General features: G+C 72.5%; 22 protein-coding genes and 1 riboswitch. Of the genes, 9 read left to right on the top strand and 13 right to left on the bottom strand.

The window, feature by feature from the left end:
- Positions 1-102: 102 nt before the first annotated feature.
- The 5 genes from ligA to mnmA all read right to left on the bottom strand — a co-directional run bounded on the left by ligA (position 103) and on the right by mnmA (position 5,862).
- Positions 103-2,352: an NAD-dependent DNA ligase LigA gene (ligA, locus tag ACH4TG_RS11475; RefSeq protein ID WP_398241964.1), complete on the bottom strand. Its 2,250-nt coding sequence runs from the start codon at positions 2,350-2,352 to the stop codon at positions 103-105.
- 14 nt (positions 2,353-2,366) lie between these two features.
- Positions 2,367-3,377 (bottom strand): methionine synthase, encoded by a 1,011-nt coding sequence (locus ACH4TG_RS11470; protein ID WP_398241963.1) that lies wholly within the window; start codon positions 3,375-3,377, stop codon positions 2,367-2,369.
- A 132-nt stretch (positions 3,378-3,509) separates the two neighbouring features.
- Positions 3,510-4,232: an SDR family oxidoreductase gene (locus ACH4TG_RS11465; protein ID WP_398241962.1), complete on the bottom strand. Its 723-nt coding sequence runs from the start codon at positions 4,230-4,232 to the stop codon at positions 3,510-3,512.
- Positions 4,229-4,759, bottom strand: coding sequence for a TIGR00730 family Rossman fold protein (locus ACH4TG_RS11460; RefSeq protein WP_398241961.1), 531 nt, complete (start codon positions 4,757-4,759; stop codon positions 4,229-4,231). The genes ACH4TG_RS11465 and ACH4TG_RS11460 overlap by 4 nt, the downstream gene beginning before the upstream one ends.
- Positions 4,756-5,862, bottom strand: coding sequence for a tRNA 2-thiouridine(34) synthase MnmA (mnmA, locus tag ACH4TG_RS11455; RefSeq protein ID WP_398242135.1), 1,107 nt, complete (start codon positions 5,860-5,862; stop codon positions 4,756-4,758). The genes ACH4TG_RS11460 and mnmA overlap by 4 nt, the downstream gene beginning before the upstream one ends.
- 208 nt (positions 5,863-6,070) lie before the next feature.
- Here mnmA and ACH4TG_RS11450 point away from each other — a divergent pair, with 208 nt between their 5' ends.
- Together ACH4TG_RS11450 and ACH4TG_RS11445 are read left to right on the top strand one after the other, a co-directional pair.
- Entirely contained in the window at positions 6,071-6,931 is an 861-nt protein-coding gene (locus tag ACH4TG_RS11450) for a thioesterase family protein (RefSeq protein ID WP_398241960.1), read from the top strand.
- A 110-nt stretch (positions 6,932-7,041) separates the two neighbouring features.
- On the top strand, positions 7,042-8,208 hold the full coding sequence (locus ACH4TG_RS11445) for a cysteine desulfurase family protein (RefSeq protein WP_398241959.1): 1,167 nt from the start codon (positions 7,042-7,044) through the stop codon (positions 8,206-8,208).
- 171 nt (positions 8,209-8,379) lie between these two features.
- Here ACH4TG_RS11445 and ACH4TG_RS11440 read toward each other — a convergent pair whose 3' ends face one another.
- From ACH4TG_RS11440 to ACH4TG_RS11420, 5 genes are all read right to left on the bottom strand, one after another.
- Positions 8,380-9,426, bottom strand: coding sequence for an ABC transporter ATP-binding protein (locus ACH4TG_RS11440; RefSeq protein ID WP_398241958.1), 1,047 nt, complete (start codon positions 9,424-9,426; stop codon positions 8,380-8,382).
- 17 nt (positions 9,427-9,443) lie between these two features.
- On the bottom strand, positions 9,444-10,517 hold the full coding sequence (locus ACH4TG_RS11435) for an ABC transporter ATP-binding protein (RefSeq protein ID WP_398242134.1): 1,074 nt from the start codon (positions 10,515-10,517) through the stop codon (positions 9,444-9,446).
- A gap of 116 nt (positions 10,518-10,633) precedes the next feature.
- Positions 10,634-11,644 (bottom strand): ABC transporter permease, encoded by a 1,011-nt coding sequence (locus ACH4TG_RS11430; protein WP_398241957.1) that lies wholly within the window; start codon positions 11,642-11,644, stop codon positions 10,634-10,636.
- Between the two features lie 105 nt (positions 11,645-11,749).
- Complete coding sequence (locus ACH4TG_RS11425) at positions 11,750-13,525, bottom strand: ABC transporter substrate-binding protein (protein WP_398241956.1); 1,776 nt, start codon at positions 13,523-13,525, stop codon at positions 11,750-11,752.
- A gap of 92 nt (positions 13,526-13,617) precedes the next feature.
- The gene (locus tag ACH4TG_RS11420) at positions 13,618-14,616 is read right to left on the bottom strand and encodes an ABC transporter permease (RefSeq protein WP_398241955.1); all 999 of its coding nucleotides are present in this window, start codon (positions 14,614-14,616) and stop codon (positions 13,618-13,620) included.
- Positions 14,617-14,878: 262 nt separating this feature from the next.
- On the opposite strand from ACH4TG_RS11420, the gene ACH4TG_RS11415 reads away from it, so the two are divergent.
- Complete coding sequence (locus ACH4TG_RS11415; RefSeq protein ID WP_398241954.1) at positions 14,879-16,405, top strand: DUF885 family protein; 1,527 nt, start codon at positions 14,879-14,881, stop codon at positions 16,403-16,405.
- 43 nt (positions 16,406-16,448) lie between these two features.
- Here the strand turns inward: ACH4TG_RS11415 and ACH4TG_RS11410 are convergent, their stop codons facing one another.
- Together ACH4TG_RS11410 and ACH4TG_RS11405 are read right to left on the bottom strand one after the other, a co-directional pair.
- Positions 16,449-17,252 (bottom strand): enhanced serine sensitivity protein SseB C-terminal domain-containing protein, encoded by an 804-nt coding sequence (locus ACH4TG_RS11410; RefSeq protein ID WP_398241953.1) that lies wholly within the window; start codon positions 17,250-17,252, stop codon positions 16,449-16,451.
- Between the two features lie 118 nt (positions 17,253-17,370).
- Positions 17,371-18,111, bottom strand: coding sequence for an enhanced serine sensitivity protein SseB (locus ACH4TG_RS11405; protein ID WP_398241952.1), 741 nt, complete (start codon positions 18,109-18,111; stop codon positions 17,371-17,373).
- A gap of 170 nt (positions 18,112-18,281) precedes the next feature.
- Positions 18,282-18,380: riboswitch (glycine riboswitch) on the top strand.
- A gap of 177 nt (positions 18,381-18,557) precedes the next feature.
- Here ACH4TG_RS11405 and gcvT point away from each other — a divergent pair.
- The 6 genes from gcvT to ACH4TG_RS11375 all read left to right on the top strand — a co-directional run bounded on the left by gcvT (position 18,558) and on the right by ACH4TG_RS11375 (position 24,888).
- Entirely contained in the window at positions 18,558-19,697 is a 1,140-nt protein-coding gene (gene gcvT, locus ACH4TG_RS11400) for a glycine cleavage system aminomethyltransferase GcvT (protein ID WP_398241951.1), read from the top strand.
- A 72-nt stretch (positions 19,698-19,769) separates the two neighbouring features.
- On the top strand, positions 19,770-20,150 hold the full coding sequence (gene gcvH, locus ACH4TG_RS11395) for a glycine cleavage system protein GcvH (protein ID WP_398241950.1): 381 nt from the start codon (positions 19,770-19,772) through the stop codon (positions 20,148-20,150).
- A gap of 9 nt (positions 20,151-20,159) precedes the next feature.
- Positions 20,160-21,419 (top strand): serine hydroxymethyltransferase, encoded by a 1,260-nt coding sequence (glyA, locus tag ACH4TG_RS11390; protein WP_398241949.1) that lies wholly within the window; start codon positions 20,160-20,162, stop codon positions 21,417-21,419.
- 87 nt (positions 21,420-21,506) lie between these two features.
- Positions 21,507-22,892, top strand: a complete 1,386-nt coding sequence (locus ACH4TG_RS11385; RefSeq protein ID WP_398241948.1) for an L-serine ammonia-lyase — start codon at positions 21,507-21,509, stop codon at positions 22,890-22,892.
- Positions 22,893-22,984: 92 nt separating this feature from the next.
- Positions 22,985-23,926, top strand: coding sequence for an AraC family transcriptional regulator (locus tag ACH4TG_RS11380; RefSeq protein ID WP_398241947.1), 942 nt, complete (start codon positions 22,985-22,987; stop codon positions 23,924-23,926).
- Positions 23,927-24,027: 101 nt separating this feature from the next.
- A complete protein-coding gene (locus tag ACH4TG_RS11375; RefSeq protein WP_398241946.1) occupies positions 24,028-24,888 on the top strand; it encodes a carbohydrate-binding protein in 861 nt (286 codons plus the stop codon).
- Between the two features lie 474 nt (positions 24,889-25,362).
- Here the strand turns inward: ACH4TG_RS11375 and ACH4TG_RS11370 are convergent, their stop codons facing one another.
- Entirely contained in the window at positions 25,363-26,025 is a 663-nt protein-coding gene (locus ACH4TG_RS11370; protein ID WP_398241945.1) for a TlpA family protein disulfide reductase, read from the bottom strand.
- Positions 26,026-26,073: the final 48 nt, after the last annotated feature.

The following is a 26,073-nucleotide window of genomic DNA, read 5'->3' as shown; positions in this document are numbered from 1 at the left end:
GCAAGGCGGCGGCGCGGGCACCGAACAGCAGCCATTGCCGAATGCGACCAGGGCAGTCACCGTATTCAGATATGGGCTGATCGGGTGACATCTTCCGCTAGTTCAGTCGGAATCGGCGGCCGATTCCCCGTCACCTTCCGCCGGTTCACCCGTGGCTTCCGCCGGGTTCACCGCGGCGTCGCGTGCGGCGTCGGCCCCCTGTTCGAGCAGGACCGCGAATCCGTCCTCGTCGAGTACCGGAACCTTCAACTGGACGGCCTTGTCGTACTTCGAACCCGGGTTGTCGCCGACGACCACGAAGTCCGTCTTCTTGGAAACGGAACCGGTGACTTTCGCGCCGCGGCTGCCCAGGGCCTCCTTTGCGCCATCCCGGGTAAAGGACGTGAGGGTTCCGGTCACCACCACGGTGAGCCCTTCGAGGGGCCGGGGGCCCTCGTCCGAACCCTCCTCGGTGAAGCGCACGCCGGCCGCGCGCCACTTCTCGATGATCTCCAGGTGCCAGTCCTCGGCGAACCACTGCTTGACGGAGGCGGCGATGGTCGGCCCGACCCCGTCGACCGCGGCCAGGTCCTCCTCGGCGGCGTCCTTGATCCGGTCCAGGTCGCGGAACTCGCGGGCCAGCGCCTCGGCGGCGACCGGCCCGACGTGACGGATCGACAGGCCGGTGAGGACGCGGGCGAGCGGGCGCTCCTTGGCGGCGGCGATGTTGTCGAGCATCGCCAGGGTGTTCTTCTTCGGCTCGCCCTTCTGGTTGGCGAAGAAGCTGACGACCTTGGGCTCGCCGGTGGCCGGGTCCCGCTTGGGCAGGCCGGTGTCCTGGTCCAGCACGTGGGAGCGGATGGGCAGCAGGGTCTCGAGTTCGAGGGTGAACAGGTCGCCCTCGTCCTTCATCGGCGGCTCGGCGTCCAGCGGCTGGGTCAGCGCGGTGGCCGCGACGTATCCGAACGCCTCGATGTCCAGGCAGCGGCGGCCCACCAGGTAGTACAGCCGCTCGCGCAACTGGGCAGGGCAGAAGCGGGCGTTGGGGCACCGCAGGTCGATGTCGCCCTCCTTCATCGGCTGGAGGGCGGTGCCGCAGTCCGGGCACTCGGCGGGCATCACGAACTCCCGCTCGGTGCCGTCGCGCAGGTCGGCCACCGGGCCGAGGATCTCGGGGATGACGTCGCCTGCCTTGCGCAGCACCACGGTGTCGCCGATCAGGACGCCCTTCTTCTTGACGACCTCCTGGTTGTGCAGCGTCGCGAACTCCACCTCGGAGCCGGCCACCGTCACCGGCTCCACCACCGCGTACGGGGTGACCCGGCCGGTGCGGCCGACGCCGACGCGGATGTCGACCAGCTTGGTGTTGACCTCCTCGGGCGCGTACTTCCAGGCGATGGCCCAGCGCGGCGCGCGCGAGGTGGAGCCGAGCCGGCCCTGCAGCGGGATCTCGTCGACCTTGACGACCACGCCGTCGATCTCGTGCTCGACGTCGTGCCGGTGCTCGCCGTAGTAGGCGATGAACTCCCGTACCGCGGCGAGGGAGTCGACGACCTTGTTGTGCTGGGCGGTGGGCAGGCCCCACTCGCGCAGCAGGTCGTAGGCGTGCGACTGGCAGTCGATGTCGAAGCCGCGGCGGGCGCCGATGCCGTGCACGACCATCCGCAGCGGGCGGGTCGCGGTGATCCGCGGGTCCTTCTGCCGCAGCGAACCGGCCGCGGCGTTGCGGGGGTTGGCGAACGGCTTGTCGCCGCCCTCGACCAGCCGGGCGTTCAGCTCCTCGAACTTCTCCCCGGGGAAGTACACCTCGCCGCGGATCTCGACCAGTTCCGGCACCCGGTCGCCGGCCAGCCGGTCGGGGATGTCGGCGATGGTGCGCACGTTGGGGGTGATGTCCTCGCCGGTGCGGCCGTCGCCGCGGGTGGCGGCGCGGGTCAACCGGCCGTTCTCGTACGTGAGGTTGACGGCGAGGCCGTCGACCTTGAGCTCGCACAGGAAGTGGTACGGGCTGCGCTCGTTGTCCGGCGGGCCGAGTTCGGCGGCGACCCGGTCGGCCCAGGTGGACAGTTCCTCGTCGCTGAAGGCGTTGTCGAGGGAGAGCAGCCGCTCGATGTGCTGGACGCTGGCGAAGTCCGTCGCGTACGCGCCCGCCACCTTCTGGGTCGGCGAGTCCGGGGTGCGCAGCGGCGGGTACTGCTCCTCCAGCGCCTCCAGGCTGCGCAGCAGCCGGTCGAACTCGGCGTCGCTGACGATCGGCGCGTCGTTGACGTAGTAACGGAAGCGGTGCTCCTCGACCTGCTCGGAGAGGCGGGCGTGCTGCTCTCGTGCCTCCGCGGGGATCTCCGCGGGCGCTGCGTCCTCAAGGGCTGCCACGGTTCCGTCCTTCCTCACTCTGGGTTGTCGACGAGCGAGCGTGCCGCCTTCGCGCAGTGCGCGAGCGCGGCACGGGCGTAGGCCGGCGAGGCCCCCGCCAGGCCGCAGGACGGGGTCACGGCGACGGAGGACCCCAACGCCCCCGGTGCCAGTCCCAACCTGCGCCACAGCGCCCGAACACCACTGACGCTACCGGCAGGGTCTGACAACGGGGCATCCTTGCCGGGTACGACACCGGCGAAGAGCGCGGTGCCGGCCTCGGCCGCCTCACCGAAGGCGTCCCAGTCACGCTCGGTGAGCAACGCGAAGTCGAACGAGATGCCCGCGACGCCCGCCCGGCGCAGCAGCGCGAACGGCACGTCCGGCGCGCAGGAGTGCACGGTGACCGGCACGCCGGCCGCGGAGGCGATGTCGCGCAGCGCGCCCTCGACGACCGCCCGGTCCACCGCGCGGTGGGTGCGGTAGCCGCTCGCGGTCCGGATCCGGCCCTCCAGCACGGCGGTCAGCGACGGCTCGTCGAGCTGCAGGACGAGGCGGGCGCCGGGGACCCGGCGGGCGGTGTCGGCCAGGTGCGCGCGCAGGCCCTCGGTCAGCGAGGCGACCAGGTCGCGGCAGGCGCCGGGGTCGCCCAGCGCGGCCTCGCCGCCGCGCAGTTCCACGCCGGCGGCGAGCGTCCACGGGCCGACCGCCTGGACCTTGAGCGGCCCTTCGTAGCCCTGGGTGAACTCCTCCAGCGCGTCCAGGTCCTCGGCGAGCCAGGAGACCGCGCGCCGGGTGTCGCGGCCGGGCCGGTCGCCGAACCGCCAGCCGCTGGGCTCCACCCGCGCGTACAGCTCCACGAGCATCCCCAGGGTGCGGCCGATCATGTCGGCGCCGGGTCCGCGGGCGGGCAGTTCGGGCAGGAACGGCAGCCCGGCCACCGCCTCGACGGCGACGCGTGCCGCCTCGCGGGCGTCCCCGCCGGGCATCGACCCGATCCCGGTCGCGGCACCTTCGGGCAGGCTGAACTCCGTCTCGCTGCTCACCCCGCCAGAGTAATGGCCCAGCCCCTCTTAACCGCGCGCCGAGGTCCCGCCGGCACGTTCACCCGGCGTCCTGCATCAGCCGTTGCCGCAGGAGAAGGAGCGCCCGGAGGCGGGAGGCCGGCAAGAAGGGGGTCAGGCCGGGCCCGGGCGCACCCGCACATCGGTGATCTCCGCGTCCCGCGGCAGGTCGATGGCGGTGAGCACGGTGGTGGCCACCGACTCGGGGTCCATCAAGCGGGCGGCGTCGTAGCTCCTGCCCTCCTGCTGGTGGACCTTGAGCTGCATGGGCGTGGCGGTACGGCCCGGGTACACGGTGGTGACCCGCACCCCGTTGTCGCGCTCCTCCTCGCGGAGCGCGTCGGCCAGCGCCTTCAGGCCGTGCTTGCTCGCCCCGTACGCGGCCCACTCGCCGCGGGCGGCCAGCCCGGCACCGGAGTTGGCGAACACCACGTGCCCGCGGGAGAGCCGCAGTTGGGGCAGCATCAGCCGGGTCAGCTCGGCCGGGCCGACCAGGTTGGCGGCGAGCGTCTCCTGCCAGATCTTGGGGGTGAGGTCGCCGACGGTGCCGAGTTCGACCACGCCGGCGATGTGCAGCAGCGTGTCCAGCCGGTCAGGCGGCGCCTGGTGGCCCAGGGCCCAGGACAGCCGCCCGGGTTCTCCGAGGTCGCCGACCAGGGTCCTGGCGCCGGGGAACGCGGCGGCCAGCTCGCGGGCCCGGCCCGCGTGCCTGGCCAGCAGCCAGACCTCGTCACCGCGCTCCAGCAGGCGCCGCGCGAGGGCCGCGCCGATGCCCGAGCCGCCGCCGGTCAGCAGGTGGACGCGGGGCTCGGCTCGGGCGGACGGGGTGGTGCTCACACACGATCCTGCAGGTACGCCAGGGCGGCGGCGCCGTCGTCGGCGAAGTGGACCAGGTCGGCCAGCGGCACCGGCAGGAAGCCCTCGGACTCCATCCGCCGGAACTGCTGCTCCAGGCCGTCGTAGAAGCCGGCGCTGTTGAGGACGACGACCGGCTTGGTGTGCTTCCCGTGCTTCTTCAGCTCCAGGATCTCGGTGGCCTCGTCGAGGGTGCCGGTGCCGCCGACCATGACCACGATCGCGTCGGAGCGCTGGAGCAGTTCGGCCTTGCGGTGCGCGAGGTCGCGGGTGATCACCATCTCGTCCGCGTTCTTGCGGGCGACGTCCTGGAGGAACTCCACGGAGACGCCGACGAGCCGGCCGCCGGACGCCTGGACGGCGTCCGCGACCACCTTCATCAGGCCGGACTCCGAGCCGCCCCACACCAGGCTGTGCCCGCCTTCGCCGATCAGCCGCCCGAACTCCTTGGCGGGGACGGTGTACTGCTCGCCGAGGTCGGCCGCGGACAGGAAGACGCCGATGTTCATACGGTCACCGGGGGTTTCTCCTCGAGGTGGCGGGTGGTGGTCGCGATCGTCGCGGAACCGACGACGCGGGTGCCGTCGTAGAGCACGACGGCCTGGCCGGGGGCGACGCCGCGCACCGGCTCGGTGAAGGCCACCCGCAGCTCGTCGCCGACGAGTTCCGCGGTGACCGGGACGTCCTCGCCGTGGGCGCGCAGCTGCGCGGTGTACGGGGCGGGGCCGGCCGGCGGGGTGCCGCACCAGCGCGGGCGGATGGCGGTGAGGGCGTGCACGTCGAGCGCCTCGGCGGGGCCGACGGTCACCGTGTTCCGCACCGGGGAGATGTCCAGCACGTAGCGCGGCTTGCCGTCGTCGGCGGGCACGCCGATCCGCAGGCCCTTGCGCTGGCCGACGGTGAAGCCGTAGGCGCCGGAGTGGCCGCCGAGCCGGTTGCCGTCCTCGTCGAGGATGTCGCCCTCCTCGGTGCCCAGGCGGCGGGCCAGGAAGCCCTGGGTGTCGCCGTCGGCGATGAAGCAGATGTCGTGGCTGTCGGGCTTGCGGGCGACGGCCAGTCCGCGCCGCTCGGCCTCGGCGCGGATCTCGTCCTTGGTGGTGAGGGTGTCGCCGAGCGGGAACATGGCGTGGGCGAGCTGCCGCTCGTCGAGCACGCCGAGGACGTAGCTCTGGTCCTTGGCCGCGTCGCTGGCGCGGTGCAGCTCGCGGGTGCCGTCGGGGCGCGGCACGACGGTGGCGTAGTGGCCGGTGCACACCGCGTCGAAGCCCAGCGCGAGCGCCTTGTCGAGCAGCGCGGCGAACTTGATCTTCTCGTTGCAGCGCAGGCAGGGGTTGGGGGTGCGGCCGGCCGCGTACTCGGCGACGAAGTCCTCGACGACGTCCTCCCGGAAGCGCTCGGCGAGGTCCCACACGTAGAAGGGGATGCCGATCACGTCCGCGGCGCGCCGGGCGTCCCGGGAGTCCTCCACGGTGCAGCAGCCGCGGGCGCCGGTGCGGAAGCTCTGCGGGTTCGCGGACAGCGCGAGGTGCACACCGGTCACGTCGTGCCCCGCCTCGGCGGCCCGGGCGGCGGCGACCGCGGAATCCACCCCGCCGCTCATCGCGGCGAGCACCCGCAGCCTGGTGCCGGGGGTGCTCTCAGGGTTCTCGTTCACCTGTCCAGGGTAACGGCCGGGCCCGGAGGCTCTTCCGCCCTTTTCCGGGCGGTGCCGCGGGGCCGGATGACTGAGGGGGGCGGCCGCCGGGAAGGCTGAGCGGGCGCTTAGTGTTGAGCCTGTGAGGCTGGACAACTGGTGACTACTGACGGGTAACATGACGACCATGGCAACTGCAGCGGCCCGCGCGGCCATCGGGGACAGCGAGTTCGACCGCGACACGGCGGTCGTGGCCAGGCCCGGCGAGCCCGGGACGTACGACATCGACCTGTCGGCCGGCTGGACGATCATCGCCGCGGTCAACGGCGGCTACCTGCTGGCCGTGCTCGGGCGGGCGCTGCGCGAGGCGCTGCCGCACCCCGACCCGATCACCATCACCGCCCACTACCTGACCGCCTCCCAGCCGGGGCCCGCGGTGGTCAGGACCGAGGTGGTGCGCGCCGGGCGGACCATGTCCACCGGCCAGGCGTCGCTGTTCCAGACCGACGCCGAGGGCCGCGAGGTCGAGCGGATACGGGTCATCGCCGGCTACGGCGACCTGGACGCGCTGCCCGACGAGGTCCGCACCTCCGCCGCCCCGCCGGCCATGCCTTCCTACGCGGACTGCGTCAGCTCGGACGACGCCCCCGACGACGGCCCGGTCACCGGCTCCACCGCGATCCTGCAGCGCCTGGACCTGCGGCTGGACCCGGCCACCGCGGGCTGGGCGATCGGCGCACCGTCCGGGACCGGCGACATGCGCGGCTGGCTGGGGCTGGCCGACGGCCGCGACCACGACGCCCTGTCGCTGCTGCTCGCGGTAGACGCCCTGCCGCCCACCGCGTTCGACCTCGGGCTGAAGGGCTGGACGCCCACCCTGGAGCTGACCGTGCACCTGCGCACCCGGCCGGCGCCCGGCCCGCTGCGGGTCTCGCTCACCACCAGGAACCTGGCCGGCGGGCTGATGGAGGAGGACGCGCAGGTGTGGGACAGCGCGGACCGGCTCGTCGCCCAGTCCCGGCAGCTGGCCCGGGCACCGCGCGGCTGACCCCGCGGGCCCCCGGCCCGGTGCGGGAGGGCGGCGACGCGGGCGGCCCGGCGGCGAGCGCGCCCGGGCGGGGCGGCACGCCCAGCGGAGGACCGTAGAATCGCTGAACCATGGCCTACTTCGACCACGCCGCCACCACGCCCATGCTCCCGGAGGCGGTCCAGGCGATGACCGCGCACCTGACGGTGACCGGCAACGCCTCCTCGCTGCACGCGGCAGGACGGCAGGCCCGGCGTACCGTCGAGGAGTCCCGCGAGGCCCTGGCCGCGGCGCTCGGCGCCCGGCCCAGCGAGATCGTCTTCACCGGGGGCGGCACCGAGTCCGACAACCTGGCGGTCAAGGGCCTGTTCTGGGAGCGGCGGGCCGCCGACCCGCGCCGGGTCCGGGTACTGGCCAGCCCGGTCGAGCACCATGCGGTGCTCGACGCGGTGTACTGGCTCGCCGACCACGAGGGCGCCGTCGTCGAGTGGCTGCCGGTCGACGCGGTCGGCCGGGTCCGGCCCGAGACGCTGCGCGCGGCCATCGAACGGCAACCCGACGACGTGGCGCTGGCCACCGTGATGTGGGCCAACAACGAGGTCGGCACGATCATGCCGGTCCGTGAACTGGCCGAGGTGGCCGCGGAGTTCGGGGTGCCGATGCACTCCGACGCGGTGCAGGCGTTCGGGCAGGAGGACGTCCGCTTCGCGGACAGCGGGCTCGACGCGATGACGGTGACCGGCCACAAGATCGGCGGGCCGTACGGCGTGGGCGCGCTGGTGCTGCGGCGCGAGGAGACGCCGGTGCCGCTGCTGCACGGCGGCGGGCAGGAGCGGAGCCGGTCGGGCACGCTCGACGTGCCTGCCATCGCCGCGTTCGCCACCGCGGGCACGCTGGCCGCCGAGCGGCGGGACGAGTTCGTCCGCACGGTGGGGGCGCTGCGGGACGAGCTGGTGCGGGGGGTACGGGCGGCGGTGCCGGACGCGGTGCTCAACGGCGACCCTGCGCCGCAGGGGCGGCTGGCCGCCAACGCGCACTTCACGTTTCCCGGGTGCGAGGGGGACGCTCTGCTGCTGCTTCTGGATGCGCAGGGGATCGCGTGCTCGACCGGGTCGGCGTGCACGGCCGGGGTGGCCCAGCCGAGCCATGTGCTGCTCGCCATGGGGCAGCCGGCGGCGGCCGCGCGGGCGACCCTTCGCTTCTCGCTGGGCCACACCACGACACTCGACGAGGTCTCCGACCTCGTGGCCGCCATCGGGCCCGCGGTGGCCCGTGCGCGGGCTGCCGGCCAGCCCTGACCCGAGCCTTCCGGAATGGCTCCACCCCCAGAGCGCCCTACCTCCGCCTTCCGGGGCAGCGTTCACCTCTGAACGGCCCGCGTTCCGCCCTCCGCGGGCCGCGTTCACCTTGCGGTGTGCGGCAACTTTCCGGGGGCTGGACGCAGGCCGTTCAGAGGCGGGGGTCCGGGGTCATCCGGCCGCGGGGGCGTTCTCGGGGTGGTGGCAGGCGACCTGGTGGCCGCTGGCGAGGGCGGCGAGGGGCGGCTCCTGCGTCTTGCAGAGGTCCGTCGCCTTCCAGCAGCGGGTGTGGAAACGGCACCCGGGCGGCGGCGCGATCGGCGACGGCACGTCCCCGTTGAGCAGGATCCGCTCGCGCTGCTGCTTCCGCTTGGGGTCCGGCACCGGCACCGCGGACAGCAGCGCGTTGGTGTACGGGTGGAACGGCGTGCCGTACAGGTCCTCGCGGTCGGCGATCTCCACGATCTTGCCGAGGTACATGACCGCGATCCGGTCGGAGACATGCCGGATCACCGACAGGTCGTGCGCGATGATCACGTAGGTCAGGCCCAGCTCGCTCTGCAGGTCGTCCAGCAGGTTGACGACCTGCGCCTGGATCGACACGTCGAGCGCGGACACCGGCTCGTCGGCGACGACCAGCTTGGGCTTGAGGGCCAGCGCCCGGGCGATGCCGATGCGCTGCCGCTGGCCGCCGGAGAACTCGTGCGGGTAGCGGTTGTAGTGCTCGGGGCTCAGGCCCACCAGCTCCAGGAGGTTCTGCACCTCCTTCTTCACGCCGCCCTCGGTCCGCACCTTCTGCAGCCGGAAGGGCGCACCCACGATCGTGCCGATCGTGTGCCGCGGGTTCAGCGACGAGTACGGGTCCTGGAAGATCATCTGCACGTCGCGCCGCATCGGGCGCATCGCCCCGGTGCTCAGGTGCGAGATGTCCCGGCCCTCGAACTCGATGCTGCCGCCGGTCGGTTCGAGCAGCCGGGTGATCAGCCGGCCCATGGTGGACTTGCCGCAGCCCGACTCGCCGACCACGCCCAGCGTCTCGCCGGCCCCGACCTCGAAGTCGATGCCGTCGACCGCCTGCACGGCGCCGACCTGGCGGCGCAGCAGGCCCTTGGTGATCGGGAAGTGCTTCACCAGTCCGGTGACCTTCAGCAGCGTCTCCCGGTCCCGAGTCCGGGGCGCGCCCTTCTCCAGCGAGGTGTTCGCCGACGGTGCAGTCACGGCTTCGTCCTGGCCCTTCACAGCTTCGGTTCTATCTCTTCGGTCCAGATCCGGGACCGGTCGGCCTCGGCCAGATGGCATGCCGCGACGTGGCCGGGGGCCATCTCGCGCAGCTCGGGGACGACGGTCTCGGAGGAGCCGCCGGTCAGCGAGGCGTACGGGCAGCGCGGGTGGAAGGCGCAGCCGGACGGCACGTTGATCAGGCTGGGCGGGCTGCCCTTGACCGGGTTGAGGCGGTCGGTGCGCTCCCGGTCCATGCGCGGCATGGAACCGAGCAGACCCCAGGTGTAGGGGTGCTGGGGCTTGGTGAACACCCGCTCGGAGGTGCCGCGTTCGATGACCCGGCCGGCGTACATCACCAGCAGGTCGTCGGCGACCTCGGCGACCACGCCGAGGTCGTGGGTGATCATGATGACCGCGGAGCCGAACTCCTTCTGCAGGTCCCGGATCAGGTCCAGGATCTGCGCCTGCACGGTCACGTCGAGCGCGGTGGTCGGCTCGTCCGCGATCAGCAGTTCGGGGTTGTTGACCAGGGCCATCGCGATCATCGCGCGCTGCCGCATGCCGCCCGAGAACTGGTGCGGGAAGTCGTGGAACCGCTTGCGCGGCTCGGGGATGCCGACCCGGTCGAGCATCTCCACCGCGCGCTCGGCGGCGACCTTCTTGCTGACCTTGTGGTGCACCCGGTACGCCTCGACGATCTGCGCGCCGATCTTGTAGTACGGGTGCATCGCGGACAGCGGGTCCTGGAAGATCATGGCCATCTTGCGGCCGCGCAGCCGGCGGACCCGCTCGGGGTTGGCGGCGACCAGCTCCTCGCCGTCCAGCCAGACCTCGCCGCTGATCCGGGCGCGCGACGTGCGGTGCAGCCCCATGATGCCCAGCGACGTCACGGACTTGCCGGAGCCGGACTCGCCGACGATGCCCAGGGTGCGGCCGCGCTGCAGGTCGAAGCTGAGCCCGTCCACCGACTTCACCAGACCGTCGTCGGTCTGGAAGTGGATGTGCAGGTCACGCACCGACAGATAGGCGTCGCCCGCGGGCGGCGCGGCGACGGGCTCGCCCACCGCCGCGGCCGGAGGTTTCTGCATCGGCACCTGTGCCTGGGCGGCCGGCTCCTCCGCGTCCTTCTGCGCCGGCACCTGGGCCCCGGCCGCCGGCTCGCCGTCGTCCTTCTTCAGCGCGTCGCTGCTGCCGTTGTCGGTGCTCACGAGTACCTCACGCGGGGGTCGATGGCGGCGTACAGCAGGTCCACCAGGAGGTTGCAGATGACGATGAAGGTGGCCGCGACCATGGTCACGCCGAGCACCTTCGGCAGGTCGTTGTCCGTCACGGCCTGCACCGCATAGGCACCGATGCCCTGGAACGAGAAGACCTGCTCGGTGATGATCGCGCCGCCGATGAGCAACCCGAAGTCCATACCGAAGATGGTGACGATGGGGGTGAGCGCGGCCCGCAGGCCGTGCTTGCCGACCACGGTGCGCTCGGGCAGGCCCTTGGCGCGCGCGGTGCGGATGTAGTCCTCACCCATGGTCTCCAGCATCCCGGCTCTGGTGAGGCGGGCGTAGAGCGCGGAGTAGAGGAACGCCAGGCTGACCCACGGCAGGATGAGGTTCCAGGCCCATTCACCGGGATTGCTGGTGAAGCTGTGGTACTGGACGTTGTCCCAGATGGTCCACTTGTAGGAGAACAGGCCGAGCAGCAGCATGCCGGTGAAGAAGATCGGCAGCGAGACGCCGGCCAGGGCCACGCCCATCGAGAAGCGGTCGAACAGCGTGCCCCGCTTGAGCGCGGAGACGACGCCGATGGCCACACCGGAGATGACCCAGATCACCGCGGCGCCGATCGCCAGCGAGAAGGTGACCGGGATGCGGTCCTTGATCTCCGGCCACACCTCGACGTGCGACTTGAAGGAGTAGCCGAAGCAGGGCCGGTGGCAGTACGCGGCGTCCGGGCCGAACTTGTAGTGCGCGCCCATGACGATGGCCTTGATGAAGTGCCAGTACTGCTGGTAGATCGGCAGGTCCAGGCCCAGGTTCTTCTTGACCGCCGCGATCGACTCGGGGTTGGCGTCCTTGCCGACGTACTGGGTCGCCAGCTGGGCGGTGGTCTGCCCGCCGAGCTTCGGGACCAGGAAGAAGATCGCGAAGGTGACCGCGCTGACGACCAGCACCAGGACTATCGCGGCGATCACGCGTCGAATGATGTACGCAGTCACAGCGGGTCGGCGCCGGGTCCGCCGGGCCGGGTGTCACCCGGCCCGGCGGACGCCGATGCCTTCACCTGCCTTCCGGTGTTCGTATGCCTTCTGTGCTTACTGGGCTTACTTGGAGGAGCCGAGCAGCAGGTAGTCGTACATGCCCAGGTACGCCTGGGTGACGGTGACGTTGGTCGCCGCGTCCGGACGGTAGAGCAGGTTCTTGCGGTAGATCAGCGGCACCACGGTGGCGGTGTCGACGACCATCTTGTCGATGTCGCCCCACGCCTTGGTGCGGGCCGCGGCGTCGGTGTTGGCGATCGCGGCCGCCAGGGCGGCGTTGATGTTCTTGTCGTTGAGCTCCTGGAGGTTGTTGCCGCCGGACGGCTTGATGGCGCTGCCGTCGACGATCTGGTCCAGGAAGCCGTAGCCGGTCGGCCAGTCGGCGCCCCACGCGGTGAGCATCAGGCCGAGCTGGTGGCTGTGCACGTAGCTCGGGACACCGGCGAAGTTCGAGAAGTACTTGCCGGCCGGGAAGCTCTTGATGTTGGCGGTGATGCCGACCTGCTTGAGCGAGTTCTGGATCGCGGTCGCCTCGGCCATCTCGGCCGGGCGGTCGCTGCGCGCCGTCAGGGTGGTGGTGAAGCCGCCCGGCTTGCCGCACGCGGCCAGCGAGGCCTTGGCCTTGGCCTGGTCGCCCTTGTTGTCCGGCGTCGGGAACGAGTCGAACTTGGTGTAGCCGTTGACGGTCGGCGGGAGCAGCGTGGTGGCCACGTCACCCTTGACCGGGCCGCCGATGGCGGTCTGCACCGAGACCTTGTCGATCGCGTACTCGATCGCCTTGCGGCAGTCGGGGTTGCTGTACGGCGCGACGTTCGGGTTGATCGCCAGGTACGAGGTGGCACCGGCGTACGAGTCGTCGGTGTTCTTCGCGTACTTGGGGCCGATGACCTTCGCCTGGGTCTGCGGGGTCACGCCGGTGCCGCCGGAGTCGACGGTGCTGTTGCCCGCGAGCAGGTTGTTGTCGATCGTGTTCGCGTTGACCTTGAACTTGATCTTGATCTCGTTCGGCAGCGCCTTGCGGACCGGGTCGTCCGCCTGCGACCACTGCGGGTTGCGCACCAGGTCGGCGGAGGCGCCGTCCTGGTAGGAGGCGAACTTGTACGGGCCCGAGGACACGATGTGCTTCACATAGCCCGCACCGTCGTCCTTCGCCGCCGGCACGGGGGCCGTCTGCGAGAACGTCGCCAGGTAGTCGAAGTCCGCGAAGGGCTTCGCCAGGTGGAAGATGATCGTGGTGTCGTTCGGGGTCTCGATCGACGCGATCCCGTTCGGGTTCTTGTCCTTGTAGGGACCCTTGTACGCGTCACCGCCGGCCAGGTACGCCTTGAAGTACGTCGGGCCGTTGGACAGCGCCTCGGGCGCGAAGTTGCTGCGCTCGATCGCGTACTTGATGTCCTTGGTGGTGATCGGCGTGCCGTCGTCGTACTTCAGACCGGAACGGATCGTGTACGTCCAGGTCTTGGCGTCCGGGCTGGCCTTGCCGAGGCCGGTGGCCAGGTCGGGGACGACGGTCAGGCCGTCCTTGCCGGCGGCCGGCTTGAAGGTGAGCAGCGTACGCGCGTAGAGGCGCGAGAAGTTCTGCACCCAGCCGTAGTACGTGTTACCCGGGTCCAGGGAGTCCGGCACGTCGGAGTTCTCCATGACGACCGTGCCCCCCTTCTTGTCCGAGGCGTTCACGATGCCGGTGAGCGCGGCGTCCTTCGCGGCGGCGGTTCCCTGGCTGTTGGAGCTGCCGGTCTTGTTCTTGTCGGTGCTCTTTGAGTCGCTGCTGCACGCGGATGCTCCCAGGGCGAGTGCCGTGGCAAGCGCCAGCGCGGCTGTCGCTTTTCTGCTGTTCATGCCGAGGAAGGCCTCCCGGTTCGACGGTGTTCTGCAAGGCCGGGCGCGGGGACGCGTCCGGCGGTTCAGCTGGGTGGGTGAAGAAAGCTCGGTCACTTGCTGCGCGGATCGAGGGCGTCCCGCAGCCCGTCGCCCAGCAGGTTGAAGGCGAGGACGGTGATGAAGATGGCCAGGCCCGGCACGACCATGTACTCCGGATCCGCGTAGAACAGGTCGATGGCCGAGTTGAGCATGCCGCCCCACGAGGCCTGCGGGGGCGCGATGCCGACGCCCAGGAAGCTCAGCGCCGCCTCGAAGAGGATGTTGGTCGGGATCAGCAGCGTCGAGTAGACGAGGATCGGGGCGACCAGGTTGGGCAGCAGCTCGCGGAAGAGGATGAACGGCCCGCGGGCGCCCAGGCTGCGCGACGCCTCGACGAACTCCCGCTCCCGCAGGCTGAGCGTCTGGCCGCGCACGATCCGGCCCATGTAGGGCCAGTTGAAGAAGCCGATGACGAAGATCAGCACGCTGATCCGCAGCGGCAGTCCGTTGAGGCCGAAGGCGCCGTCCTGCAGCGAGGCGGAGATGGAGATCGCGAACAGCAGCAGCGGGAAGGCCAGGAAGATGTCCATCAGACGGCTGATCAGGGTGTCGATCCAGCCGCCGTAGTAGCCGGCGATCAGACCCATGACCGAACCGATGGCCACCGACAGCACGGTCGCGCCGGTCGCCACGATCATCGACACCCACGAGCCCTCGATGATGCGGGCGAGCAGGTCGCGGCCGTACTGCGGATCGACGCCCAGCAGGTGATGCAGGCTCATCCCGCCCCAGCCGCCCTTGGGGACGGTCGTGGAGGGGTCGATCAGGTCCTGGTGGAAGGCGTTCGGATCGAGGTTGAAGATGCTCTCGATCGGCTTGGCCAGGATCGCGAGCAGCACGAGCAGGATGACCACGACGCCACCGGCCACCGCCACCTTGTCGCGACGGAAACGCATCCACGCGATCTGACCGAGGGATCTGCCCTCGATCGCCTTGCGGCCCACCCCGGCGAGGATGGCCTCCGGCTGTGCCTCGGCCTGCCCCTGGGTGGTCTCTATAGGTGCGGTCATGGTGAAGCTGACCCCTCTCGCCGGCGGGTAACCGGCGCGCGCCCGCCGCTGTAGCGGCTTTACTCATCAGTCGTGCTGCGGTGCGTCATACAGGTATTGAGGATTTTTCGGACCACGGTGAACCGAAACAGCTCCCCTGTTGCTGCTGGATTCTTCTGTGCGCCCGCGATCACCCGCCAGCCCTCATCTCGAAGGGATGCGCAACTGTGATGTGGTGATTCTTAGTCCGTTACCCGCGCGTACCTCGGGGTACGGTCAGGCCGTGGACGAACGGCTGCGCGCGGTGTGCGACCTGATGATGCCCCAGGCCAGGGAGATGGCGGGGCTGCACGAGTACGACGGGAGGGTGCAGGATCTGTCGCCTTCGGGCGTGCAGGCGGCCCTGGCCCGGCTGGAGCACACGCGGCGCTCGGCCGGGCCCCTGGACAGCCCGCACGACGAGGCCCATCTGGCGGTGTTCGAGGAGTCGGTACGGGTCCAGTACGAGGACCTCGCGCTGCACCGGCGCGACCCGTACCCGCACCTGTCGAACCTGGAGTTGGCCTGCTACGACCGGGAGTACGCCTCCCGCAAGGAGCGCGCCGCGGCCCGCAGGAAGCACCTTGCGCTGTGGCCGGAGGCGATCGAGGCGTCCCTGGAGTCGCTGGACCGGGTGAGCGCGCCGGTCGCCGAGGCGCTGCTGGGCACCGCGTACGGGCTGGCCGTCGACCTGGACGCGGAGCACGGCAGGGAGGAGGAGCAGGCGCTGCGCGCGCACTCCCGGCTCGTCGCCCGGCTGGAGGACGCGGCACGGCACGGCGACCCCGACCCGCGCCTCGGCGGCCCGGCGCTGGCCGCGCTGATGGGCGCGCAGGAGGGGCTGCGGGTCGACCTGGGGGCGCTGGCCGAGGAGGCCGAGCGCGAGCGGGCCCGGCTGACCGGGTTGCTGGCCGACGCGTGCGAACGCCTGGACCCGCACCGGCCGGTGGACGAGCTGATCCCGGCGCTGCTGGCCGACCACCCGGACGCCGACGAGGTGATCGCCGAGGCGGCCCGGCTGACCGACGAGGTCATCGACTTCGCCCGGGACCGCGGTCTGGCACCGTTCCTGGACGGCGAGTGCCTGGTGGGCCCGGCACCGCCGTCGCGCCGCTGGTCGATGGCGATGATGACGTGGGCGGCGCCGGCCGAGAAGGACTCGGTGCCGTCCTGGTACCACGTCACGCCGCCGGAGCCGGAGTGGCCGCGCGAGGAGCGCGAGGAGTGGCTGACCGTCTTCAGCCGGACGAGCCTGCCGTCGATCACCGTCCACGAGGTCGCCCCCGGCCACTTCGCGCACGGCCGCGCGCTGCGCCGGGCGGCCGGTCCGGTGCGCCGGGTGCTGCACAGCCTGGCGTTCGCCGAGGGCTGGGCGCACTACGTGGAGGAGGTCTGCCTGGAGGAGGGATTCCGGGCCCGCGACCCGCGGTTCGCCATCGGTGTCGCGCTGGAGGCGCTGGTCCGGGTCACCCGGCTGACGTGCGCCATCGGGCTGCACACCGGGGCGATGGATCTGGAGGAGGCGACCCGGCTGTTCATGCGGGACGCGCACCTGGCGCGGGCCAGCGCGCTGTCGGAGGCCCGGCGCGGCACCTTCGACGCGGGCTACGGACGGTACACCTGGGGCAAGTTGGAGATCCTGCGGCTGCGGGAGCGGGCGCGCCGCCGGTGGGGCCGGGAGTTCACCCTGTCCCGCTTCCACGCCGCGCTGCTGTCGCTGGGCAGCCCGCCGCTGGGCCTGCTCCCGCACGTGCTGGAGCTGGAGGGCTGACGCCGGGCGCCGGCCGGGAGGCCGGCGCCCTGAGCGGTGGGCCTCAGCGGGCGGGGCCCCAGGCGGGGCCGGCCGTGTAGGCGTCGCGGTCGAAGAACGCGGAGGCGTGCACCCGCATCCACAGCGCCACCGGGTCGTAGGCGTCGCCCATGGCGACGGTGGACACGGCCAGCCCGTCCGGCACCCCGCCGACGGCCTGCTGCATCATCATCCGCACGGCCTCGACGGCCTGCGGCACGCCCTCGTAGACCTCGACGCCGACCGCCAGGTACGGCTCGCCGAGCGCCGGCTGCACCCAGGCGCGGCGCAGCGAGCGCACCGCCGGGGTGCGGTGCGCGGCCTGGGTCAGCAGGGCGTAGAACTGCGGGATCTGCAGGGCGGGTTCGGCGATCTGCAGCGGTCCGGCCGGCAGCAGGTCCAGGCCGACCGCGATCCGCCGCAGGTCCGGCCAGGGCACCCCGACGCCGCCGCCGGAGGCGTGCGGATTGAGCCACAGCCCGCACCGGTCCGGGTAGAGGGTCTGCGCGATGTCCCGCCCGGACACCACCTCGTGGTCCCGGGTCCAGCCGCTGGCGGCGAGCTCGCGCGGCGAGGTGAAGCAGGGCGCGTAGGCGTGCCCGCCGACCTCCATGCTCCCGTACTGCGCGTCCGCCGAACCCGGCGTGCCGTGCCACAGCAGCATCCACACCTGGCCGCCGGCCACTGACGCGAGCAGGTTCTCGTATGCGTCGAAGCGGCCCGGTGCCACCTGGAGCAGCATCTGCTCCACATGGCCGGCCGCCGCAGCGCCGCCTTGCGCGCCCGCGATCACGTGGGACCGCCCCTTCTCCTCGTCCGTTCCCGCCATCAAATCAGGTCGAGTGTTCCCGGTGGAACGCCCGACGACTCAAGCGGCGCTGTCTATATGTCGTCTAAACAACGCGTATACCGCCTCTCCGCAGCCGTCCGGCCACGTTCCGTGACGGTCAGTCCCGGCTGAAGAAGGGCTGGACGGTCTCCAGCATCCAGTCCGCGACCGGGTCCTGGGCCACGTCCAGCAGGATCAGGTGGACCGGCAGCGCCATCGGGGCGCCGCCCAGCGCGCGGCCGAGCGCGTCCATGGTCGCGGCCCGGTCGTGGTCCTGCCAGGAGTCCAGCTCCACGCCGACGTACAGGGCGGGCGGCTCGTCCTCGACCGCGGCCAGCGCCCGCCGGGCGGTGAGCACCACCGGGGTGACCGCGAACTCGGCGGCGGCGATCGCCAGGAAGTCGACCGGCTCGTCCTCGTGCGAGGGCTCCCACAGCCGCACCCGGCCGCCGGAGGCGGCGTGCTCGCCGCCGCGCTCGGACCGGCACAGCTCGGCGACGGCGGCCGGCGGCAGCGGCACGCCGACGGCGCCGCCGGGGTTCACCGCGATCCCGACCGTCGGCGGCAGGCCGCGGGCGAACTCCTGCACCGGCGCGACCGTCCAGGACATCCCCTCGGCCGCCTGCCGGAACTGCTGCTCGGAGCTGAAGACCGGAACGTAGGTGGCGCCGTCGAGCTGGACCGTCGGCAGGTCGAGGTCGGCCGCGTCCGGGTGGCCTCCGTTGGGCAGCGGCACCCACACCCAGGACCGGCCGAGGACCTCCAGCAGCCGGGGACCGGCGGCGGGGTTGCCGACGCTGGCGGAGAGGACCTCCTCCAGCTCGTTGGCCGGCCATATGTACGATGCCGGGTTCTCCATGTGCGTCGTCGTCCACCCTCGTCCGCGGATGTGCCGGTGCGGCACTGCCTGCTGCCCTGCTGCCCTGCTGCCCTGGAATCTTAGGGCCTGGGGACGACAGCGGGCCCGGAGTCCGGCATGCGTCACACGGGCGTGCAATGATGGCTGCCACAACTTGCATACCGGCCGTTGGAGGCCGCGCGGGAGAGTTCCGACCCCTGTCCGGGGCCGGGCGCCGAAGGAGCAAGCCCTCCCTTGAATCTCTCAGGCACAGATACCGCGCGGGCGAGGCAGATCTGAAAAGCGGAGGGGCCGCACGGCTCCTCCCACCCAAGGTGCAAGCCGCGGGCCCCGTTCCGGGGGTCACGGTGAACCTCTCAGGTTCCGATGACAGATGGGGAGGCCGCAGTGGCCTCGTCCTGGTACATCCGTCCTGTTCACCGTCCTCTCCTGGGAGCCCGTTTCCGATGAGCGAATCCCCGAGCCAGCCCACCGGCGCGCCGCGCCGTACCGCGCTGGACGCGCTGCACCGCGCGCTCGGCGCCACCATGACCGACTTCGCCGGCTGGGACATGCCGCTGCGCTACGCCAGCGAGCGCGAGGAGCACCAGGCGGTGCGCACCCGGGCCGGCCTGTTCGACCTGTCGCACATGGGCGAGATCGCCGTGACCGGGCCGCAGGCCGGCGCGCTGCTGGACCACGCCCTGGTCGGCCACCTGTCGGCGCTGGCCGTGGGCCGGGCCCGCTACACCATGATCTGCGCGGCCGACGGCGGCATCCTGGACGACCTGATCGTCTACCGGCTCGGCGACCAGGAGTTCATGATCGTCGCCAACGCCTCCAACGCGCAGATCGTGCTGGACGCGGTGACCGAGCGTGCCGCGGGCTTCGACGCGGCGGTCCGCGACGACCGGGACGCCTACGCGCTGCTCGCCGTCCAGGGCCCGGAGTCCCCGGGCATCCTGAAGTCGCTGACCGACGCGGACCTGGACGGGCTGAAGTACTACGCCGGGCTGCCCGGCACGGTCGCCGGGGTGCCGGCGCTGATCGCCCGCACCGGCTACACCGGTGAGGACGGCTTCGAGCTGTTCGTGGCCCCGGCCGACGCCGAGCGGCTGTGGCAGGCGCTGACCGAGGCGGGCGCGGCGGCCGGCCTGGTGCCGTGCGGCCTGTCCTGCCGGGACACCCTGCGCCTGGAGGCGGGCATGCCGCTGTACGGGCACGAGCTGACCACGGCGCTGACCCCGTTCGACGCCGGTCTCGGCCGGGTGGTGAAGTTCGACAAGCCGGGCGACTTCGTCGGCCGCGAGGCGCTGGCGGCGGCCGCGGAGAAGGCGGCCGCGACGCCGCCGCGCAAGCTGGTCGGGCTGGTCGCCCAGGGCCGCCGGGTGCCCCGGGCGGGCTACCCGGTCACCGACGCCTCGGGCGCGGTGGTCGGCGAGGTCACCTCGGGTGCCCCCTCCCCCACCCTCGGGGTGCCGATCGCCATGGCCTACGTCGACGCGGCGCACGCCGCGCCGGGCACGGCCGGGGTCGCGGTCGACATCCGCGGCGCCCAGGAGCCGCACGAGGTCGTGGCCCTGCCGTTCTACAAGCGCGAGCGCTGACACTCCTTCCACCGCACCGCACGTCCCTCGCGCCGCGCGCGAGCACCTGCAACCATCCGGGAGAATTCCGACATGAGCATCAACCCTGAGCAGCTGCGTTACAGCAAGGAGCACGAGTGGCTCTCCGCCCCCGAGGGCGGGATCGCCACGGTGGGCATCACGTCGCACGCCGCGGACGCCCTCGGCGACGTCGTGTTCGTCCAGCTCCCCGAGGTCGGCGCGACCGTCTCCGCGGGCGAGACCTGCGGCGAGCTGGAGTCCACCAAGTCCGTCAGCGACCTGTACTCGCCGGTGTCCGGCGAGGTCACCGAGATCAACCAGGACGTCGTCGACGACCCGTCCCTGGTGAACTCCGCTCCGTTCGAGGGCGGTTGGCTCTTCAAGGTGCGCGAGTCCGCGGAGTCGGCCGATCTGCTGACCGCCGCCGAGTACGACGCGTTCATCGCGGGCTGAGGGCGGACGATGTCGCTTCCGATCCTGAACCAGTCCCTGCACGAGTTCGACCCGGACGTGGCGGCCGCGGTCGACGCCGAGCTGCACCGCCAGCAGTCCACGCTGGAGATGATCGCCTCGGAGAACTTCGCTCCGGTGGCGGTCCTCGAGGCGCAGGGCTCGGTGCTGACCAACAAGTACGCCGAGGGCTACCCGGGCCGCCGCTACTACGGCGGCTGCGAGAACGTCGACGTCATCGAGCAGCTGGCGATCGACCGGGTGAAGGCGCTGTTCGGCGCCGAGGCGGCGAACGTCCAGCCGCACTCGGGCGCGCAGGCCAACGCGGCCGCGATGTTCGCCCTGCTCAAGCCGGGTGACACCATCCTGGGCCTGGACCTGGCGCACGGCGGGCACCTCACCCACGGCATGCGGATCAACTTCTCCGGCAAGCTCTACAAGGTCGCCGCCTACCACGTGGACGAGCAGACCAACCTGGTCGACATGGCCGAGGTGGAGAAGCTCGCCAAGGAGCACCGGCCGCAGCTGATCATCGCCGGCTGGTCGGCGTACCCGCGGCAGCTGGACTTCGCCGAGTTCCGGCGGATCGCCGACGAGGTCGGCGCGTACCTGATGGTCGACATGGCGCACTTCGCCGGTCTGGTCGCGGCCGGGCTGCACCCCTCCCCCGTGCCGTACGCGGACGTGGTCACCACCACGACCCACAAGACCCTCGGCGGGCCGCGCGGCGGCGTGATCCTGTCCCGGGCGGACCTGGCGAAGAAGATCAACTCCGCGGTGTTCCCGGGCCAGCAGGGCGGCCCGCTGGAGCACGTGATCGCGGCGAAGGCGGTCGCGTTCAAGGCCGCGGCGACGGACGAGTTCAAGGACCGCCAGTCCCGTACGCTGGAGGGCGCGAAGATCCTCGCCGAGCGGCTGACCGGGCCGGACCTCGCGGAGGTGGGCGTCTCGGTGCTGTCCGGCGGCACGGACGTGCACCTGGTCCTGGTCGACCTGCGCGACTCCGCGCTGGACGGCCAGCAGGCCGAGGACCGGCTGCACGCGGTCGGCATCACCGTCAACCGCAACGCCATCCCGAACGACCCGCGGCCGCCGATGGTCACCTCGGGCCTGCGGATCGGCACCCCGGCGCTGGCCACCCGCGGTTTCGGCGCGGAGGACTTCCGCGAGGTCGCCGACATCATCGCGCAGGCGCTGAAGCCCGTGCACGACGCGACGGTCCTGCGGGAGCGGGTCACCGCTCTCGCCGCGAAGCACCCGCTGTACACGTAAGTCCCCGAACGGGGGTGCGCCCGCCCGGGCGCACCCCCGGCCCCGGGGGGACAACGGCGTCCCCCCACCAGACAGGAGCCCCCGCACATGGCAATCTCGGTCTTCGACCTGTTCTCGATCGGCATAGGCCCGTCGAGTTCGCACACCGTGGGCCCGATGCGCGCCGCCGGCATCTTCGCGCACCGGCTGAAGAACGAGGGCCTGCTCGCCCACACCGCGTCGGTCCGCGCCGAGCTGTTCGGCTCGCTGGGGGCCACCGGGCACGGCCACGGCACGCCCAAGGCGGTGCTGCTGGGCCTGGCCGGCCACGCGCCGCGCACGGTGAACGTGGAGACCGCCGACGACGAGGTCGCGGCCGTCCACGCCACGCGGAAGCTGAGCATCCTCGGCGCCCACGAGATCGACTTCGACCCGGACACCCAGCTGGTGCTGCACCGCCGCAGGTCGCTGCCGTACCACGCCAACGGGATGACGCTGGCCGCGTACGACGCGGCCGGCGAGGTGCTGCTGGAGAAGACCTACTACTCGGTCGGCGGCGGCTTCGTGGTGGACGAGGACGCCGTGGGCGAGGACCGGATCAAGCTGGACGACACGGTGCTGCGGCACCCGTTCCGCACCGGCGACGAGCTGCTGCGGCTGTCCCGCGACACCGGGCTGTCGATCTCCCAGCTAATGCTGGAGAACGAGAAGGCGTGGCGCACCGAGGCCGAGATCCGGGCCGGGCTGCTGGAGATCTGGCAGGTGATGCAGGCGTGCGTGTCGCGCGGGATGTCCCGCGAGGGGATCCTGCCGGGCGGCCTGAAGGTGCGCCGCAGGGCCGCCCAGTCCGCCCGCCAGCTGCGCGCCGAGGGCGAGCCGGCCACCCACGCGATGGAGTGGGTGACCCTCTACGCGATGGCGGTCAACGAGGAGAACGCGGCCGGCGGCCGGGTGGTGACCGCGCCGACCAACGGCGCCGCCGGCATCATCCCCGCGGTGCTGCACTACTACCTGAACTTCGTGTCGCCGAAGAACGCCCCGGTGGAGGAGCAGGAGGACGCCATCGTCCGCTTCCTGCTGGCCGCGGGCGCCATCGGCATGCTCTTCAAGGAGAACGCCTCGATCTCCGGCGCCGAGGTCGGCTGCCAGGGCGAGGTGGGCTCGGCCTGCTCGATGGCCGCGGGCGGCCTGGCCGAGGTGCTGGGCGGCACCCCCGAGCAGGTGGAGAACGCCGCCGAGATCGGCATGGAGCACAACCTCGGTCTGACCTGCGACCCGGTCGGCGGCCTGGTGCAGATCCCGTGCATCGAGCGCAACGGCATGGCCGCGGTCAAGGCCGTCACCGCCGCCCGGATGGCGATGCGCGGCGACGGCCGCCACCACGTCTCCCTGGACAAGGTCATCAAGACCATGAAGGAGACCGGCGCCGACATGAAGATCAAGTACAAGGAGACCGCCCGCGGCGGCCTCGCGGTGAACGTCATCGAGTGCTGACCGGGCGGGCGCGCCGCCCCGCCGCATAGGGGGAACCCTAGGAACCCCGCGGGAGGTGTGTTCCCGGGGAGGCGGCGGGGGACGGTGACTCCATGCCCGATCCGGCGGCCGCAGCCGTGGAACTGCACAGTCTGGACGTGGACCGTCCGGGCGTCCTGCCGTTCGCGATCGGCTCGTTCGCGGCGGTCGGGCCGCTGGCCCGGGCGGGCGTCCCGCACCGGCACAGCTTCTACGAGATCGGGCTCGTCACCCGCGGCCGCGCGACCCACGTCGTCGATCTGGAGCGGCATGACGCGGCTCCGCCGTACCTGTACGCGATGGTCCCCGGCCAGGTGCACCACTGGGAGGACGCGCGGGACATGGCCGGCTGGCTGGTGCTGTTCGACGAGGACTTCCTGCTGCCGCATCCCGCCGACGCCGGCGCCCTGCGGACGCTGAGCGCCCGCGGCGGGCTGCGGCCGGGCCGCGGGCCCGCGGCCGAACTGCACCGCGTGCTGCGGGAGATGGACCGGGAGCGCCGGGCGGCGGGCTGGGGGCACGCGGACGTGCTGTCGTCGCTGCTGCACGTCTTCCTGCTGCGCGCCGTCCGCGTCTGCCCGATCGCCCCGAACGCCGCACCGACGGCGCCGGCGGCCGCCGCGCACGAGGGCGGTCGCCCTGCGGAACTCGTGGCGTGCTTCCGCGAGTTGGTCGCCCGGGGGGACCTGAGGCTGCGGACGGTCGAGAGGTACGCCCGGGAACTCGGCGTGTCCCCCAGCCATCTGCACGACGCGGTCAAACGCGGCACCGGCCGCACGCCCGGCCAGCTGATCCGGGCCCGGCAGGTGCTGGAGGCCAAACGGCTGCTCGTCGCAACGGACTTGACGGTCGCCCAGATCGCTTCGGCGTCCGGCTTCGCCGACCCCGCGTACTTCTGCCGCTTCTTCCGGCGGGAGACCGGGACGGCGCCCGGCCGGTTCCGCGCGGAGTGGTCGGCGAAAAGCACCACGAAGCCGCAGGACCGTCCCTCGTCCGGGGCCTCCCGCCCCGCCTAGATTCGCCGCAGGTCCGGACGCCGGCCGCACACCCGGCGCCGGCCCCGCGGGCGCCCTTCCGCGCGCCCGCGGCCGACTTCGGAACCCCGAGGGAGTTCGCCGTGTCCACCCCCCACCACGACGCGGACGGCGCCGCCGTCCCCGAGGAGAGCCGCGGCATCAGCCGCAAGAACCTCATCAAGGCCGCGCTGCTCGCCGGCACCGTCCCGCTGGTCACCGGCGGCGGTGTCGCCCTGGCGCGCGACCGGGCGGCCGCCGCGCCCGCGCGCGGCCTGTCCGCGACCCCCGCGTGCCAGGACGGCGACGAGCCGACCGTCCCCAACATCGAGGGCCCCTACTTCAAGCCGGACTCCCCGCTGCGCACCGACATCACCGGCGGCGGCATGCCCGGCACCCCGCTGGCGCTCAGCGGCTACGTCTTCGGCCGCGACTGCCGGCCGGTCGCCGGCGCGCTGCTCGACTTCTGGCAGGCGGACGACAGCGGCGCCTACGACATGACCGGGTTCACCCTGCGCGGTCACCAGTTCAGCACCCCGCTGGGCGCGTTCACCCTGACCACCGTCGTGCCCGGCCTCTACCCGGGCCGCACCCGGCACATCCACGTCAAGGTCCAGGCGCCCGGCCAGCCCCTGCTCACCACGCAGCTGTACTTCCCCGGCGAGCCGCGCAACAGCACGGACGCCTACTACGATCCGCGGCTGGAGATGAACGTCCGGGCGGCCGGGTCCGGCGAGCAGGCCACGTTCGACTTCGTGCTGGACGTCGACGGCACGCCGCCCTCGACGCCGCCGTCGACCCCGCCCACCACCCCGCCGGGCAGCGGCACCTGGGCCCCCGGCACCGCCTACGCGGCCGGCGCCGTCGTCACGTACAACGGCGTGACCTACCGCTGCGTCCAGGCCCACACGTCCATGGCCGGCTGGGAACCGCCCAACGTCCCCGCCCTCTGGCAGCCCGCGTAGCCGCCCGCGTCCGGCCGCCGCTCCGGGCGGTCAGGGCTCGAAGCGGCTGCCCGTGCCCGGCTCGGTAAGCGGGTGGCGGGAACGGCGGGAGCGGGCCGGGGCCGGCATGGGCCGGCCGCGGCCCGCTCGGGTGAGGCGGGGCGGCTGCGGACCGCAAAAGGGGGGGGAGGTCGTAGAGTTTCAGCTCGCCCGCGCGACAGGGAGGGGTTGGCCTGGCCGCTTGCGGCCAACGACCGCGAGCGGCCAGCCATTTGACGCACCGAACCCGCTCAAGTCCTTCCCAAGGAGACGCGACCCGGGAGCCGAGCGGCCTGGACGGGTGGCCGGACGGGGCGTACCGGGTGCCGCTCGGGACGCGGAACCGGAATCCGCGCCGGACCCCGCGGGATCGCCGGCGCGCGGGGAGCACCGGGTCAGCCCGGTCGCCCGGAACGCCGCTGAGACAGCGCGCGTTGGGGAACCAGCCGGCGGGCGTCAGGCCGAAGGGGCGCCGCCGGACGGGCGGTTGCCGGTGCCGGCGGAGGCCGGCGGCTGTTCCGCGAGGACGGGGGCGATCATGGCGCGCAGGCGCTGCTCGTCGAGGGCGCCCAGGTAGTGCGCGGCGATCCGGCCCTGGCGGTCGAGGACGAGGGTGGCCGGGATCGCCTGCGGGGCGAGGCTGCCGCGCGGGAAGCGGAGCAGCAGGGTGCCCCGCGGGTCGTACAGGCTCGGATAGGGCAGGCCGTAGCGCCGCTCGAAGGCGGCGGCGCTCGCCTTCGACAGGTCGCGGGAGTCGACGCCGAGGAAGCTCACGCCCTGCGCGTCGAGGTCGCGGGCCACCCGCGCCAGGCCCGGGGCCTCGACCCGGCACGGCCCGCACAGCGAGCCCCACACGTTGACCACCAGGATCCGGCCCCGGTGGCGGGCGGTGCCGTCGCGGCCGCCGGAGACGGTGGGCCCGGACACGTCCGGCACCGCGCCCCGGTCGGCCGGGGCGATCCGCACCGGGCCGGGCAGGCCCGCGTTGTCCGGGTCGGCCCAGCCGGACGCGGCGGGGTGTCCGCCGCACCCGGTCGCGGCGGGCGCGACCGCGAGGGCGAGGACCAGGAGGGCGGCGGCGCGCAGCTGGTGCGGCCGCCGGGCGCGCGGCTCGGGCATGCGAGGAGTCTCGCACCCGCACGCGCCCGCCCAACGACCGGGCACGCG

The organism is Streptomyces sp. NPDC020917 (genome assembly GCF_044333795.1).
Classification (GTDB): Bacteria; Actinomycetota; Actinomycetes; order Streptomycetales; family Streptomycetaceae; genus Actinacidiphila.
This window is presented reverse-complemented; position numbering and strand designations above follow the sequence as displayed.